The following is a 14,555-nucleotide window of genomic DNA, read 5'->3' as shown; positions in this document are numbered from 1 at the left end:
CGGCAAAACCGGGTACCGAGACAATCGCCGTGCGACTTTCTTACTTGCACTGGGCGACTCCCGCTTCGCGGAGCCGGCCGCCCAGTGCGGGGATTCCGGTTGCCGCTGGCGCTGGCTGCCCAGTGCGGTTGGCGATGTTGGCCTAAGGGGTAGGTGGCTCGTTATAGGCGTCTTCGAGCGAGGAGATAGTCGCGCCGGCGCAGCAGCAGATCATAGATGACCGCGAAAAGTACGCCGCTCAAGAGGGCCGTGATCAGGTCGTTGCGCTTGACGCCCGAGGGTGTGAGGGCGTCCGGCGAGAGCATGAGATAAATGGCTTCCCCTGCCAGAAGCCAGATGATTGCGCCCAACACGATGAACTTCGCCAGCCGAGCGCCGCCGCTTCCCGAAGTCGCGCCGGAGATCTTGGCGAGCGGGGGAAAAACGAACGTCCCAATCGGAATATACCAGAGGAATGCCGCCATCAGAGCGGTCGGCAGCGCTTCGGCGTAAGTTTGAAAGGCCGCTCCGGGCGGGGTTCCCGAGGAAGGCTTTGCGTAGAAGAGATAGTCGGCAAGCGCCTGCATCGTGATGGCCGCAAGAATTGCCGAGATGATCGCGGCAAGCAGCCCGGTTGCCGTCAGCCGCAAAAGCGACAGGCCTTGCGTGCGGGCGGGCATCGGTGACGTAGGCATGACGATCATCCTTTGCTGCTCGCCGGCGGCGGTACACGGTGCATGCCGATGGCGGGAATGGGAACGGTGCCGTTCATCCAGATTCTTTTTCAAACGCCCGACCGGCCTCAGAGTTTGCCACAAACTTCCGCATGATGCGTGGATCCGCCTTCATCCGGTTCAGGCATGCAACACAAGCCCTCTGATCCGCTTCCTGGCCCGCTCTCTGGCCCAAATCCGAAGCAAAGTGCAGCGCGACTGTGGGCGCCGCTTGCCCGTTTCATCGAGTGGGAGTGGCGCGTGGGCGTGGCGGCGCAAGCGCGAGGGCCCGCCGCGCACTTCGGCTATGAGTTCGTCCGCTTCGGCATCAAGCAGGCGTGGGCCTGCTTGTTCGGTGCGTTGCTGCTGGCGCTTCTGATCGCGACGCATCTTTTCTATCCGAAGGGCGCGCCGCTCGCGCGATACGATTTCCTCGTCCTCGCGGCTGTTTTCATTCAAATCGTCATGATCGATTTCAAGCTCGAGACGATCGACGAGGTGAAGGTCATCTGCGTGTTCCATGCTGTCGGCACGGCAATGGAAATTTTCAAGACCTCGGTTGGATCGTGGATCTATCCGGAGGCGAGCCTGCTGCGCATCGGCGGCGTGCCTCTATTCACCGGTTTCATGTATGCCGCGATCGGTTCGTATATCGCGCGGTGCTGGCGGCTCTTCGATTTCCGGTTTACGCGGCATCCGCCTATTTGGGCGCTGATCATTTTGAGCGTGGCGATCTACGCCAATTTCTTCGGGCACCATTACGTTTGGGATGCGCGGCCAATTCTCTTTGCGGCGGCGATCATCCTCCTCGGGCCGTGCACGATCTACTATAAGATTTGGCGCGTACACCGGCGCATGCCCCTGCTGCTGGGCTTGCTTCTGGTCGCGATTTTCATCTGGTTTGCGGAGAATATCGGCACGTTCACCGCGGCCTGGGCCTATCCCAACCAACGGCACGGATGGGTGCCGGTCGGGCTCGGCAAGCTCAGCTCTTGGTTCCTGCTGATGCTGATTTCATATACACTCGTCGCGTGGCTCAATCGGCCGAATGCGATGATAAAATCACAATAGCTAAGTACATTATTTACCGCGAATTCTCGTGCTTATTTCCCGGAAGGCATTGCCGTACAATAAGACGGCATCAATCGGGAGCGGACTTATGGCGCAATCACCTTATCTCGTATCGGCGTTGCTTTTGGCGGCGTCCCTCGTTGCAACGCAGGCATCAGCGGCGGGCAACTTCGCTGCAACCGACCTCGCCGCGCAGGTGCGGACGCAAGGTTTCAAGTGCGATAAGCCGCTGAGCGCCACGAAGAATGAAGGGGCTTCCCGGCCGAACGAGGAAGTCTGGGTTCTCGATTGCGAGGACGCTTCCTACCGCATGACCGTCGTGCCCGACATGGCAGCGCGAGTTGAAAAGCTAGGCGACTAGCCGTCCCGAGTTTTCATCCTTTCCACACGGTGTCACCCGCGGAACAGCGGGAGCTCTGAATTTCCTGCATTCTCCCTCTCATCAGACACCAGCCCGGTTTTGAAAGCATTCGAGAGGACCGTGATCATGTCCGTCATCGTCGTTGCATCTGCCGCTGCAGCCATCACCACCGTTGCCACTGTCGCGGTCGCCGCGCTGCCTGAGGCTCACGCGCTTCTGTCGCCGCTGACGGAAGGCGGCAACGAGTATGCCGTGACTGCCATCTCGATCCTCGCCTCCATTCCGATGCTCGGCATCATGGCCGTGATCGCGACATCGGCCCGCGAATAGCCTTCCCCGCGCTCCGCTCGCAACTTACTTCCAGCACCTTGCCGGCTCTCATCGGGAGCCGGCATTTTTGTTTTCATGCCGCACCGTTCGGCTCAGCCGGAGCATGCTCGCGGCCATTCTCCTGCCTTGGTTACTAAACAATTATCTTGAGGGAAGATGAGGGGTTAGCGAGTTCGCGCCCGAGCGTTGACCGAATTTTCGAACGGAGTGATAGCGCCGGTGCGGGCCGGTTCGATGAGTGGTTCCAAGTATCGCGTGGGGGTGTGCGTCGTGAAATTCAAAGCTTTGATTGTCGCCGGAGGTGTGATCGCCGCGTCGACACTTTCCGCTCCCGTAGGACAGGGCAGCAAGGCGGGGGCAGCGGATGCGGGCGATTTGCCAGTTCGGGAAACCGTAACGGTCCCCGAGTTCGTACCGATCCTGAACTTCAGCCAATTCGTGCTTGCGACCGAACAGTTCAGCACCGCCAACCGCGATGCTGCCGCGCAAACGATCGGGGCGAAATTCGCGTCCGCTTCCGAAGGTCAGCGCATCGAACTCAATCAGGGCCCGCAGCCGACGCCTGCCATCGTCGAAACGGCGATCAGCATTGCGGTGCCGGATCCGGCCGAGAAGCCCGAGGAGCCGCTTACAGATCCGGTGAAGGTGGCGACCGCTGCCGCGGATGAAGCGCCGGAAACGGCGGCTGCTGAGGAAGAGGCTGCCCCGCCAGCGGCGGCGAAGACGAAGCCTGCTCGCCATTCGCGGTCGAAAGCGCGCTTCCAGCCCGCCATGGGTCTTGGCATGGCTGCCGATCCGGAAGAGGCGGCGGCGCCCGTTACCTCCACAAAGCCCAAGGTCAGGAAGAAAAGCGCCGCTCATGCGAAATCCGAGACGACGATCTTGGGCCGTCTCTTCGCTTCGATGACGCCGGCAAGTGGTGCGGCTGAGAGCGTGGCGCCCACCGTCGAGACTGCGCCGCCGAAGCCCGAGTATCAGGTCGGCATTCCCGGCCAATCCATGGAGCCGCTGATCTCCAAGTGCGCCAAGGCCGATAGGACCTGCTACGGGGCGCTCTGCGGCTGCTGATCACGAACCGGGCTGGGGCGGCTTTGCTGCTCCAGTTTGCGCGCGCGGTGCGTACGCATGCGATAGCGCGTGGTAGAGCGGTTCGCGGCTGATCAAGCGCGAGACGCCTGCTGCAAGCAAGGCTGTCGCCATCAAGGGGATCACCATGTTGCGGTCGCTCGTCATCTCCATGACAATGACGACGGCCGTCAGCGGCGCCTGGACGACGGCCGCGAAGTAGCCGACCGTCATCAGCAGCATGAAGGCGCGCGGATCGACGAAGGTGACAAGCGGCGTCAGCATCGAGCCCAGGCCAGAGCCGACCGCGAGCGAGGGCGAGAACAGCCCTCCCGGTATGCCGCTCGCCGAGGACAGCATGGTGGCGACGAGCTTTGAGGGTCCGTACCAGAACGGCAGCTGCTCGCCGAACAACAGGCCTGCTCGGGTTTCGCGGTAGCCGTTTCCGGACGCATAGCCTGCCGTCGCTACGCTCAAGGCGGCAACGATGAGACCGCAGATGCCGGCGAAGATCGCCGGTTTCGTCCGCAGCACTGCGATGACGCGCGGTGGCCGTTGCGTGATGGTGACGAGCAAGAGCGAGAAGATGCCGCCCATCAGGCCGCCGAGAGCCGCGCAAATCGGCACGGCCGTCCAGTCGGCGGCATTGATCATTTTTGCCGAGACCTCGCCGAAGTAGGCATAGTCGCCGAGGATCAGCCAACTCACGCCGCCAGCAATGGCAACGGACGCGATGACGATGTCGTTGATGCGCCCGGCGAAAGATTTCGCCAGTTCTTCGATGGCGAACAGAATGCCCGCGATCGGCGCGTTGAATGCGGCGGCAATGCCGGCCGCAGAACCCGCAAGGACGAGGCCGTTGTGGCGTCCGATGCCGGCAACGCTGGCGACAGCGAACATCACCGACGCGCCGACTTGCACCGTCGGGCCCTCGCGTCCGACCGACGCGCCGAACATCAGGGCAAGCGCGGTCATGACGATCTTCGCGATCATCGTGGGCCAGCCGAGGAGGCTCAGCCGGTGCGCGGTATCAGAACTCGCGCGGGCGGCGATGACTTGCGGGATGCCGCTCCCGCCTGCAGCTGGGAAGAAACGCGCAGTGATATGGGCAAGTCCAATGAAGCCCAATGGCGTCATGATGAACGGCAGCCACGGCCACGTCTTCATGATCTCGTAGTAGAGATCCTGCGCCTTGTCGGCGAGTTCGGCGAAACCGACTGCCGCGAGGCCGACGAAGATCGCGCCCGAGAGGAATACGGCACGCCGATGCCAAACGCGGCGCGAAAGGCTGACATAGCGATAGCGGCGCAGCCGCAAAGCAACGCGGGCGCGCCTCCTATTATTCTTGAGAACTGGTGCGGATGGCTGGTGCACTGATACTATAAGCCGTCCGGCTCAGGAGAGTTTCTCCTGAAGGCCCTTGAGGGTTGCGACAGCGTCTGCGCCTGCGAACAGGAACTGGTCGACGCCTGCGGCTTTGAGCGCATTTTCCTTGTCGCCTGGACGACCCGCCATCAGGACGAGCTTGGCGCCTGCGGCTTTCAAGGCTTGGGCTGTCGGCTCGGCGAGCGTTTCGTTGATCGCGTCGGACGAGCAGATGCAGGCCGCGTCAGCGCCGGATGCCTTGAAGGCTTCGGCGGCTTCATCAGCCGTTTTGTAGCCATCGCTCACGAGGGTCGCGATGCCGCCGGCTGCGAGATAGTTCTTCGTCCAGGTCGTGCGAACGTTGTGATCGACGATCTCGCCCATGCTGGCGAGGAAGATCTTGAAGCCGCCGTGCGCGTCGGCTGCGTCGCGCAGTTCCTCGAAGGCTTCGCCGAGGCGATGAGGCTTCAGCGGGGTCACTTCGACTGCCGCTTTTGCGGTTGATGCGGAAGGCGGGTCCCAAGCCTCCGCGTGTACGCCATCGTCGCCCAAGAGCGGGAATGCGTTGACGCCCGTCAGCTCCTGCCGGACGGTCGCGACCGACTTCGCGCGTGCTTCGGCGGTCTTGCCGATGGTCTCCTGGATGTAGCCCGAGCGCAGGCATTCCAGCAGGCCGCCGCGCGCTTCGATGTCCTGGAAGATCTCCCAAGCTTTGCGCGCCATTTCGTCCGTCAGGTTTTCGACGTACCAGGAGCCGCCAGCCGGGTCGTTGACGCGGCCGAGGTTGCTTTCTTCCTGGCAGACGATCTGCACGTTGCGGGCGACGCGGCGTGCGAATGCATCGGGCTTGCCGAGTGCGAACGTGAAGGGAAGAACAACGATCGAGTCCGCGCCGCCGAGGGCCGCGCCAGCGCACGCGATGGTGGTGCGCAGAATGTTCGTCCAGGGATCGCGCTTGGCCATGATGCGATAGGACGTCGGGCAGTTGAGCTTCACTGCGGAGGCTGCATCGCCCGCGCCTGACGCATCGGCGACGCGCCAGATGAGGCGTCGAGCGGCGCGAAGCTTCGCAATTGTCGAGAATTCGTCGATGTCGGCTGCGAGCGCGACATTGATTTTCGGCAAGGCCTTGGCGGGCGGAATGCCGCCTTCATCGGCTGCGCGCAGATATGCGACGAGCGCGGACAGCATGAAGGCCAATTCCTGCGCTTCGCTGGCGCCGGCAACGTGGGCGACAACGCCGTCGGCCGTCATGACCTGCACGCGGGGGCTCGCCTCCGTCGTGTTCATCAAGGCGACGGCGCGGGCCAGTGCCGTTTCCACGGACTCGGAAAGGCGGCCGGTCGCGGCGAGTGTTCCGAGCGGGTCGGCGCCGAACGAGCCCTGGCGGTCAGCGGCCTTTATGCCGCGCGCTTCCCATTCGGCATTAAGCGCCAGCGCGGCGTCGAAAAAGTTCTCCTGGGCGACGAGAACGACCGGGCAGACGTCTAGGAGCACGTCTTTCAGCGCGGCGGCGAAAGCCTCTTTCGTAATGGGCAAGCCGTTACCGCCCGCCTGCAGAGCAACCGACGTGACGCCGCCCGCAAGATCTTCGAGGATGGCGGCGTTCAGGGGCTTCGGATCGGCCTCGATGTGGATCGTGCGGATGTCCCAGCCGAGGCCCTCGCGAACGGGCTTCGTGCCGCGCGTATAGGGGGCTGTGCCGGGAAGCCCGTTCAGGGTCTCCGGCAGCGTGTCGCCACGCGTATAGAGCGGGTTAATCTTGATGCCGTCGGCGGTACGGGTCACGAGCCGTTTTTCGAAATCGGCGCCCTTCAGAGCCTTATCGACCAGCGCGCGCCACTGATCCGTGGTGGCGGCTGGGAAATCGTCGGCGAGGTGCTGTTCGTTCGTCGAGGTCGTCATACAACTTGGCTCCCACAGGCGAGAGGGCGTTACCGATACGCCCGCTTTCCGATATACCCGCTCAGGAGGCCGGTGCGAGCGCGAAATATTGAGGGCGGTTTGGCCCAATTGCCGCGCTTGGAGATCATTTGGGCGGGTTTGCTTCGCCCCGCGGCGCATGGCATCACCGGCCAAAGCGGCCGAGATGAGTCGGGTTCGAGCATAGTGGAGGAGAAATGACTGGAACGCACGGCGCAGACCGGGCTGGCGAGCCTGTCGCCGATCCTCGCGACTATGTGCAGGATGGGCTCATTCTCATCGGTGTCAGCAAGTCCGGGCACGATTTGAAGCCCGAATGCATCGAGCTTGCGCTCGCCAATCGCCATGGTCTCGTCACGGGCGCGACGGGCACCGGCAAAACGGTGACGCTGCAAGTGCTGGCTGAGGGATTTTCCGCGGCGGGCGTTCCCGTGTTCGCGGCCGACATCAAGGGCGATCTCGCTGGCATTGCCGAGAAGGGCAAGCCGCTGCCGAAGCTCGTCGAGCGTGCGGAAGAGATCGGGCTGACGCGTTACGGCAATACGTCATTTCCGACGGCGTTCTGGGACATCTTCGGCGTTGACGGACATCCGGTGCGCGCGACCGTGCAGGAGATGGGGCCGCTGCTTCTCTCGCGTCTGATGGAGCTGACGGAGCCGCAAGAGGGCGTGCTGAACATCGCGTTCCGCTGGGCGGAAGATCAGCGCGCGGCGGGCGACGACAACATGACGATCCTGGATCTCAAAGATCTGAGATCGGTCATCGACGAGATGGGCAAGCAGGCGTCGGCGCTCCGCAGCAAATACGGTCACGTCGCGCCCGCGACGGTCGGTGTCATTCAGAGGCGATTGCTCGTTCTGGAAGAGCAGGGCGCGGATAAATTCTTCGGTGAACCGGCGCTCGACATCATGGACTTCATCAAGCTCGCGCCAGATGGGCGGGGCATGGTCAACGTGCTCGCCGCCGAGAAGCTTATGAACACGCCGCGCCTCTACGCGACGTTCCTGCTGTGGCTGCTGACGGAACTCTTCGAGAAGCTGCCCGAGGTCGGCGATCTCGAGAAACCCAAGCTCATCTTCCTCTTCGATGAAGCGCATCTGCTTTTCAACGACGCTCCAAAAGCGGTGCTGGAGCAGATCGAGCGCGTGACGCGCCTCATCCGGTCGAAGGGCGTTGGCGTCTATTATGTGACGCAGAGCCCCGGCGACGTGCCGGATCGGGTTTCAGCGCAGCTTGGCAATCGCATCCAGCATGCGCTTCGCGCGTTTACGCCGAAGGAACAGAAAGCGATCCGCGCGGCGGCGCAGACGTTCCGGCCGAATCCCGCGATCGATACGGAACGTGCCATTCAGGAGCTGAAGGTCGGCGAAGCGCTGGTCTCGCTGCTCCATGGCAAGGGCGAGCCCTCGATCGTGGAGCGCACGCTCATCCGGCCGCCGATGTCGCGTGTCGGTCCGCTGACCCCGGAAGAGCGGAAGGCGCTCATCGCTGCCGATGCCGATAACCAGCGGAAATATGGGACGGAACTGGACCGTGAGTCGGCGCACGAACGGCTGCAGGCGCGAAATACCGTCGTCGGACAGTTGAAGCAGCGGCTCTCGTCGTTCTCGAACATCCTGCGTGGCAAGGGCTGAGCGGGGAGGTCTACGGCCCTCCGTTGAATGTAACGGTCAGAACCGCTAATTTTCGCATGAGAATCGCAGACGGCTTTGGCCGCTGAGGAGAACGACCATGGGTCACTTTCGCTTTCGTAAGACGATCAGCATTCTGCCGGGCGTTCGCATCAATCTCAGCAAGACGGGTGTCAGCGGCAGCCTCGGCGGCAAGGGCGCGACGGTGAACGTCGGCAGGCGAGGGCAGATGGTGACGCTTGGCATTCCGGGTACGGGGCTTAGCTATCGCACGCCGGTCAGCCTGATGCTGGTGCTCGTACTGCTTCTCGTCGTGGTGGCCGTTGGGATCGCGTATCTCATTTCGCCGGCAACCGTGACGGCGCTGCTGCACTGGTGGCAGCCGCATTGGTTCTGAGCAGGTCTTTGACCGCCAGATGATTGTTTGGGCGCCGGGCGATCTGCCGGGCGCCTTTCTCTTTTATGGGTTCGGTTTTGCGGGCGGCCCGATCAGCCGCTACCGGGCATTGCGGCTGAGGACGATACTTCGCTGCCGGCCGGCGGCATAACCGGTGCCTGACCCGGCGGCGCCTTCATCCAAATGTTTCTTTGACCCTCGGCCAGGCCTTCGGCATAGAGCGCGGCCTGATAGTGCGGATCGTAGAGTTCTTTCGTCTGTAGGCGGAATGAGGGCGGCACGGCCATGAAGTTGAAATCGGCGCCGCCGTCGAGCGCGACGCGATAGATCTTGTAAAGCTCGCCCTGGTTTTGGCTCTTGATCAGCGTCGAGATTGATCGCGCCGCGATCTGCAGCGTCGTGGGCGTCACGACTTCCTGCACGGGCGTGGCCTTGCCATTCTTGATGACGAAGTAGCGGCGCAGCGGCGGGTTTGGATAGAGCGAGTTGAAGGCGCTGAGCGGAGCCTCCACGGGGCTGACGAAAACTTCGCGCGTCGTCCCGCCGTCGACGTGTAACTCGTCATACATGCGGCCACCGGCTTCAACTTCGATTTTGACGGGCGGGAAGGCGGCGGGAATGGCGGCAGACGCAAGGATGACCTGGCGGAAGAGCTCGGTCGCGCGCGGGCTGCGATTGAGCGCGATTTCTCCCATGTTCCAGACGACGGGGCGCTGGGCGTCGAGGTTTGTCGTCAGCACCAACAGAACGCGGCCTCGCTTATACTGCGCGGCGATCCGGTCGAGGAAGCGACGGTCAATGTATTGTGCGATCAGATCTTGAAGAGGCGCGGTGCTCGCCAGCGCGGGTCCGCCCAAGAGGCCGGACAGGATTTCCGGCGTGACGACCTGATCCTGTTTGTATTGGGTCCAGATGACCCGAAGCTTTTCATCTTCCGAGGGGCCGAGATAAGCGAACGGAGCGATGATGGCCCCGGCGCTGACGCCGGTGACGACTTCGAACTCCGGACGGTCGCCGCGCTTCGTCCAACCTGCAAGGACGCCGGCACCGAAGGCGCCGTCTGCGCCGCCGCCCGAGAGGGCAAGTGTCTCTATGATCTTCCGGCCGTTCCGCATTTTGGCGTGGAGGCCGACTGGCGGCATGTGCGCTGTGCGGCGGCGGACTTCTGCCAGCGGATTGCGGGGGACTTCGTCGGCCCAGAAGCGGACGCCGGGCATGCCGGGGATCTCGGCCGTTTCGGCCAGCTGGGCGCTGCTGATTCCATTGCGGGGGATTGCCGACGCGCAGCCGGATACCAGGAGCGCCAACACCACCAGTAGCCCGACATGTCGCCTAGGCCCTTGCACTCTACTTACCCCCGAAACGCGCCTAATCCCCGATACGGCTTCCGGTTTACGGCAGCCTCAAGGCTGCGGCAATGACAGAGGAGTCTCAATAAGATGATAAAATAGACTTCTCCTGAGAAATAAATGCGCTTTCGGCAATAGAAACGGGGCGCCGCGTTGGCCGGCTTCATCAGCCGACCACAGCAGCGCCCCCATTGAATAGATGCGCTCGGATATAGCGCTTGTCCGGAGTTAGCCGGCCAAGGCCTCAACGTGCTCCCAGTTCACGAGATTGTCGAACCAGGCTTCGAGGTACTTCGGACGCGCGTTGCGATAGTCGATGTAGTAGCTGTGCTCCCAAACATCGACGCCGAGGATGGGCTTAGAGCCGTACATCAGTGGGTTTTCGCCGTTGGGCGTTTTGACGACTTCGAGCTTGCCGTCCTTGATGGCAAGCCAAGCCCAGCCCGAACCGAACTGGCCTTTGCCCGCCTCGATGAAGTCGTTGCGGACCTTGTCGTAGCCGCCGTAGCCATCGACGAGCGTCTGAATGCTGCCCGGCAGCTTCTTGCCGCCGCCGCCCTTCTTCATCCACTGCCAGAAGTGCAGATGGTTATAGTGCTGGCCGACGTTGTTGATGAGGCCCACGGCCTTGTCGGCGTAGGCGTTCTTCACGATATCCTCGAGCGACTGCCCTTCGTATTTGGAGCCAGCGAGGAGCTTGTTGCCGTTCTCGACGTACGCCAGATGGTGCTTGTCGTGGTGAAACTCGAGCGTCTCGGCCGACATGAACGGGGCGAGAGCATCATAGGCGTAAGGAAGATCAGGAAGTTTCAGGGTCATAGGACGACCAATCATGCGGTTGGAGGTGGATCGAAAGCCGGCGGGAAAGTAGCTTCAGCAGTCCACTTGCACAAGACTTGGACTGAACCGGCGATTGGGGGCGTAGTTCCGGCAATTGACCGCCCGGGCGCGTCGTGATTGGAGAACGAGTGCCGCAACCGACACTGGGCAAACGCTGGCTTTGACGTTTCTCTCGGCGCTCTTCGTTTGGGATGTCTCAATCCGAACTGAAACTCCGGGCGATTTCTCTCTTGCGAAATGCGCCGGAGTAGAAAAGATGCAAAAACGCCCGGTGCCGCTTCGCTGAGCTGTTTTGGCGTGCTGCGGATAAATGCAGCCCGCAATGCTCGCTCAATTGCCAGCTAAATGCAAAAAAGCTGACTTTTGTTCTCGCCTTTCGCAGACGCGGCGGGAGGCGTTTACTCTTGGGGTGGGCTTAACGCCCAGTGTTGCGGTAGGAACCGGTCAGAAATTACAAATCAGAGATTGCGGATGAGGGCTTTGGATCTATTTTCCAGAGGAACCGGCCTCACGTAATATTTGTTGTTCAAAACGGCGCTCTGCCGTTTATTTCAATTATATAGGCGAGCGCACGCATCGCAAAAATCCGGTTTGCGGCCCGAAGCTCGGCGTCACCATGATTAGCTTTCGCAACAAAAACTGTTTGCCGAAAATTCATGAGTATTGACGAGTGTGCGTTGACAAGGGAGCCCAAGGCGGAGATTGGTGCTGCGGAAGCTTGAAAATAGGGCTACATCGGCCGGGCGCGCATTAAATAGAGGTTTGAGTTTGTCATGCGAAAGGTTCAAAAAATGGCGGGGATCAATGTCGACAAGCTCTCGCTAAAAGAACTTGTCGATCTTGAGTCCAAGGTGCAAAGGGCTATCGCCGTTGCCCGCGATCGCGAGCGTTCCGAGCTTAAAAAGAAAGTGGCGGACCTTGCCGAAACGCATGGCTTTTCGGTTGCCGAATTGTTTGGAGGAACGCGCGGCCGCGGACCTGGCAAAAACAAGTCGGTCGGTGTTGCGAAGTACGCCAATCCCGAGAACAAATCCGACACTTGGACTGGGCGCGGGCGTAAGCCGAACTGGCTGGTCGAGCGCCTGAGAAAAGGTGCAAAGCTTGCCGACTTTGCGATTTAATCAAGTTGATTATTACGCAGTCAGTAGCTGAATTAGCTAGAATAGGCGGCTATATCATTAGGGATATGCCGCCTATTCCGTATACGCTTCAAATTGCGTTTTGCCTGGTCAGTACCGCCTTTTCTAAGGCTGCGAAATTCACCGAAGCCGTCAGACACACATAAGTCTGTTTGTGCGTGCAACCCAAACAACGGTTGCAGGTTTTTCCAGCGGGGATCGTTACCTCAAAATTGGCGGGCATTAGCACTCACCTGTTGACAGTGCTAACAGGCTGCCGCATATAGCTGCGGTGCGCGGGCTTAGGGCAGCAGTCGCGATTTTGCCGGGCGAGCAATCATCCCCGTCAAAGCGACCCCGAGCCCCCACCCTATAGAATTGTTCCGTCAAATCATGAGGTTACTCCCATGACGTTCCGTCCGCTCCACGATCGTGTAGTCGTGAAACGTATCGAGGAAGAGTCGAAGACAGCCGGCGGGATCATCATTCCCGACACTGCCAAGGAAAAGCCGCAGCAGGGCGAAGTCGTTGCTGTTGGACCGGGCGCTCGCGACGAGTCCGGCAAGGTCAACCCGCTCGACGTCAAGGTTGGCGACCGCGTTCTGTTCGGCAAGTGGTCGGGCAGTGAGGTCAAGATCGACGGCGAAGATCTTCTGATCATGAAAGAGAGCGACATCCTGGGCGTTCTCTCGGCTCCCGCCAAGACCAAGGCCGCCGCTTAATTCTCTCCCCGAATTCCAGCACAGATTAGGAGTTGCTCAACATGGCAGCTAAAGACGTCAAGTTTGCACAAGACGCCCGCGAGCGCATGCTGCGCGGTGTCGACATCTTGGCCAACGCGGTCAAGGTCACGCTCGGTCCCAAGGGCCGTAACGTCGTCATCGAGAAATCGTTCGGCGCGCCCCGCATCACCAAGGACGGTGTGACGGTCGCGAAGGAAATCGAACTCGAAGACAAGTTCGAGAACATGGGCGCGCAGATGCTCAAAGAGGTCGCGTCCAAGACGGCCGATCTCGCCGGCGACGGCACGACGACGGCAACGGTTCTCGCTCAGGCGATCGTTCGCGAAGGCGCGAAGTCGGTTGCTGCCGGCTCGAACCCGATGGACCTGAAGCGCGGTATCGATCTCGCCGTTCAGACCATTGTCGAAGACCTCCGGACCAACACGAAGAAGGTCACGAAGGATCAGATCGCTCAGGTCGGCACGATCTCGGCGAACGGCGATGAAATCGTCGGCAAGAAGATCGCCGAAGCGATGGACAAGGTCGGCTCGGAAGGCGTGATCACGGTCGAGGAATCCAAGACGCTCGACTTCGAACTCGATGTCGTCGAAGGCATGCAGTTCGATCGCGGCTACCTCTCGCCGTACTTCATCACCAACGCCGACAAGATGATTGCCGAGCTCGAGAACCCCTACATTCTCATCCATGAGAAGAAGCTCTCGGGTCTGCAGGCGATGCTTCCGGTTCTGGAAGCCGTCGTTCAGTCGGGCAAGCCGCTCCTCATCATCGCTGAAGACGTCGAAGGCGAAGCGCTCGCAACGCTCGTCGTCAACAAGCTGCGCGGCGGCCTCAAGGTTGCTGCCGTCAAGGCTCCGGGCTTCGGCGATCGCCGCAAGGCCATGCTCGAGGACATCGCTGTTCTCACGGGCGGCACGGTGATCTCGGAAGATCTCGGCATCAAGCTCGAGACGGTCACGCTGCAGATGCTCGGCCGCGCCAAGAAGGTCACGATCGACAAGGAAAACACCACGATCGTCGACGGTTCGGGCCAGAAGGGCGACATCGAAGCCCGCGTGAAGCAGATCAAGGCGCAGATCGAGGAAACGACCTCGGACTACGACCGCGAGAAGCTCCAGGAGCGTTTGGCCAAGCTCGCTGGCGGCGTTGCCGTCATCAAGGTCGGCGGCGCGACGGAAGTCGAAGTCAAGGAACGCAAGGACCGCGTCGACGACGCGCTGCACGCAACGCGCGCAGCCGTTGAAGAAGGCATCGTTCCCGGCGGCGGCGTCGCTCTGCTTCGTGCCGTCAAGGCTCTCGACAAGCTGAAGCCCGAAAACGACGACCAGAAGGTCGGCATCAACATCGTCCGCAAGGCTCTGCAGGCTCCGGCCCGTCAGATCGCCGCGAACGCTGGTGAAGATGGCTCGGTCATCGTCGGCAAGATCCTCGAGAACTCGACGTATGCCTACGGCTACAACGCGCAGTCGCACGAATACGGCGATATGTTCGCCCAGGGCGTCATCGATCCGACGAAGGTCGTTCGTTGCGCACTGCAGGACGCGGCTTCGGTCTCTGGTCTCCTGATCACGACGGAAGCGATGATCGCCGACGTGCCGAAGAAGGACGCTGGCCATTCGCACGGCGCTCCCGGCGGCGGCATGGGCGGCATGGGCGGCATGGACTTCTAAGGA

The 14,555-nt window shown here is 61.4% G+C and carries 14 protein-coding genes; 9 read left to right on the top strand and 5 right to left on the bottom strand.

Annotation, left to right across the window (positions count from 1 at the left end; all coding sequences use genetic code 11):
• Nucleotides 1-161: 161 nt before the first annotated feature.
• Nucleotides 162-674 carry a hypothetical protein gene (locus tag VFG26_RS12545; RefSeq protein WP_325025763.1) on the bottom strand — a complete coding sequence of 171 codons (513 nt, stop codon included), beginning with the start codon at nt 672-674 and terminating at the stop codon, nt 162-164.
• Nucleotides 675-839: 165 nt separating this feature from the next.
• On the opposite strand from VFG26_RS12545, the gene VFG26_RS12540 reads away from it, so the two are divergent.
• The 4 genes from VFG26_RS12540 (at nt 840) to VFG26_RS12525 (ending at nt 3,522) form a co-directional block, all read left to right on the top strand.
• Nucleotides 840-1,763, top strand: coding sequence for a DUF817 domain-containing protein (locus VFG26_RS12540; RefSeq protein ID WP_325025761.1), 924 nt, complete (start codon nt 840-842; stop codon nt 1,761-1,763).
• Between the two features lie 88 nt (nt 1,764-1,851).
• Nucleotides 1,852-2,124, top strand: coding sequence for a hypothetical protein (locus tag VFG26_RS12535; protein WP_325025759.1), 273 nt, complete (start codon nt 1,852-1,854; stop codon nt 2,122-2,124).
• 126 nt (nt 2,125-2,250) lie between these two features.
• Nucleotides 2,251-2,454: a hypothetical protein gene (locus tag VFG26_RS12530; RefSeq protein WP_325025757.1), complete on the top strand. Its 204-nt coding sequence runs from the start codon at nt 2,251-2,253 to the stop codon at nt 2,452-2,454.
• A 270-nt stretch (nt 2,455-2,724) separates the two neighbouring features.
• On the top strand, nt 2,725-3,522 hold the full coding sequence (locus VFG26_RS12525; protein WP_325025755.1) for a hypothetical protein: 798 nt from the start codon (nt 2,725-2,727) through the stop codon (nt 3,520-3,522).
• Here the strand turns inward: VFG26_RS12525 and VFG26_RS12520 are convergent, their stop codons facing one another.
• Complete coding sequence (locus VFG26_RS12520; RefSeq protein WP_325025753.1) at nt 3,523-4,893, bottom strand: chloride channel protein; 1,371 nt, start codon at nt 4,891-4,893, stop codon at nt 3,523-3,525.
• A 21-nt stretch (nt 4,894-4,914) separates the two neighbouring features.
• Complete coding sequence (locus VFG26_RS12515; protein WP_325025751.1) at nt 4,915-6,789, bottom strand: methylmalonyl-CoA mutase family protein; 1,875 nt, start codon at nt 6,787-6,789, stop codon at nt 4,915-4,917.
• A gap of 215 nt (nt 6,790-7,004) precedes the next feature.
• On the opposite strand from VFG26_RS12515, the gene VFG26_RS12510 reads away from it, so the two are divergent.
• Entirely contained in the window at nt 7,005-8,441 is a 1,437-nt protein-coding gene (locus VFG26_RS12510) for a helicase HerA-like domain-containing protein (protein ID WP_325025749.1), read from the top strand.
• Nucleotides 8,442-8,538: 97 nt separating this feature from the next.
• Nucleotides 8,539-8,835, top strand: a complete 297-nt coding sequence (locus VFG26_RS12505; protein ID WP_325025747.1) for a DUF4236 domain-containing protein — start codon at nt 8,539-8,541, stop codon at nt 8,833-8,835.
• Between the two features lie 92 nt (nt 8,836-8,927).
• On the opposite strand, the gene VFG26_RS12500 is transcribed toward VFG26_RS12505, so the two are convergent.
• Nucleotides 8,928-10,052, bottom strand: a complete 1,125-nt coding sequence (locus VFG26_RS12500; RefSeq protein ID WP_325025745.1) for a patatin-like phospholipase family protein — start codon at nt 10,050-10,052, stop codon at nt 8,928-8,930.
• 360 nt (nt 10,053-10,412) lie between these two features.
• Nucleotides 10,413-11,003, bottom strand: coding sequence for a superoxide dismutase (locus tag VFG26_RS12495; RefSeq protein ID WP_045836947.1), 591 nt, complete (start codon nt 11,001-11,003; stop codon nt 10,413-10,415).
• A 794-nt stretch (nt 11,004-11,797) separates the two neighbouring features.
• Here VFG26_RS12495 and VFG26_RS12490 point away from each other — a divergent pair.
• The 3 genes from VFG26_RS12490 to groL all read left to right on the top strand — a co-directional run bounded on the left by VFG26_RS12490 (nt 11,798) and on the right by groL (nt 14,552).
• Complete coding sequence (locus VFG26_RS12490; RefSeq protein ID WP_325025743.1) at nt 11,798-12,145, top strand: H-NS histone family protein; 348 nt, start codon at nt 11,798-11,800, stop codon at nt 12,143-12,145.
• Nucleotides 12,146-12,549: 404 nt separating this feature from the next.
• On the top strand, nt 12,550-12,864 hold the full coding sequence (groES, locus tag VFG26_RS12485; RefSeq protein WP_325025741.1) for a co-chaperone GroES: 315 nt from the start codon (nt 12,550-12,552) through the stop codon (nt 12,862-12,864).
• Nucleotides 12,865-12,905: 41 nt separating this feature from the next.
• On the top strand, nt 12,906-14,552 hold the full coding sequence (gene groL, locus VFG26_RS12480) for a chaperonin GroEL (protein WP_325025738.1): 1,647 nt from the start codon (nt 12,906-12,908) through the stop codon (nt 14,550-14,552).
• The last annotated feature ends 3 nt before the right edge of the window (nt 14,553-14,555 follow it).

The organism is Hyphomicrobium sp., assembly GCF_035687085.1.
GTDB lineage: Bacteria > Pseudomonadota > Alphaproteobacteria > Rhizobiales > Hyphomicrobiaceae > Hyphomicrobium_B.
The sequence above is the reverse complement of the archived record's forward strand: the minus strand, read 5'-3'. Positions and strand labels throughout refer to the sequence as shown.

Bases quoted from the DNA above. Each gene is read 5' to 3' on its own strand.
- VFG26_RS12545 (WP_325025763.1), bottom strand. From the start codon at position 674: ATGCCTACGTCACCGATGCCCGCCCGCACGCAAGGCCTGTCGCTTTTG.
- VFG26_RS12540 (WP_325025761.1), top strand. From the start codon at position 840: ATGCAACACAAGCCCTCTGATCCGCTTCCTGGCCCGCTCTCTGGCCCA.
- VFG26_RS12535 (WP_325025759.1), top strand. From the start codon at position 1,852: ATGGCGCAATCACCTTATCTCGTATCGGCGTTGCTTTTGGCGGCGTCC.
- VFG26_RS12530 (WP_325025757.1), top strand. From the start codon at position 2,251: ATGTCCGTCATCGTCGTTGCATCTGCCGCTGCAGCCATCACCACCGTT.
- VFG26_RS12515 (WP_325025751.1), bottom strand. From the start codon at position 6,789: ATGACGACCTCGACGAACGAACAGCACCTCGCCGACGATTTCCCAGCC.
- VFG26_RS12510 (WP_325025749.1), top strand. From the start codon at position 7,005: ATGACTGGAACGCACGGCGCAGACCGGGCTGGCGAGCCTGTCGCCGAT.
- VFG26_RS12505 (WP_325025747.1), top strand. From the start codon at position 8,539: ATGGGTCACTTTCGCTTTCGTAAGACGATCAGCATTCTGCCGGGCGTT.
- VFG26_RS12500 (WP_325025745.1), bottom strand. From the start codon at position 10,052: ATGCCCGGCGTCCGCTTCTGGGCCGACGAAGTCCCCCGCAATCCGCTG.
- VFG26_RS12495 (WP_045836947.1), bottom strand. From the start codon at position 11,003: ATGACCCTGAAACTTCCTGATCTTCCTTACGCCTATGATGCTCTCGCC.
- VFG26_RS12490 (WP_325025743.1), top strand. From the start codon at position 11,798: ATGCGAAAGGTTCAAAAAATGGCGGGGATCAATGTCGACAAGCTCTCG.
- groES (WP_325025741.1), top strand. From the start codon at position 12,550: ATGACGTTCCGTCCGCTCCACGATCGTGTAGTCGTGAAACGTATCGAG.
- groL (WP_325025738.1), top strand. From the start codon at position 12,906: ATGGCAGCTAAAGACGTCAAGTTTGCACAAGACGCCCGCGAGCGCATG.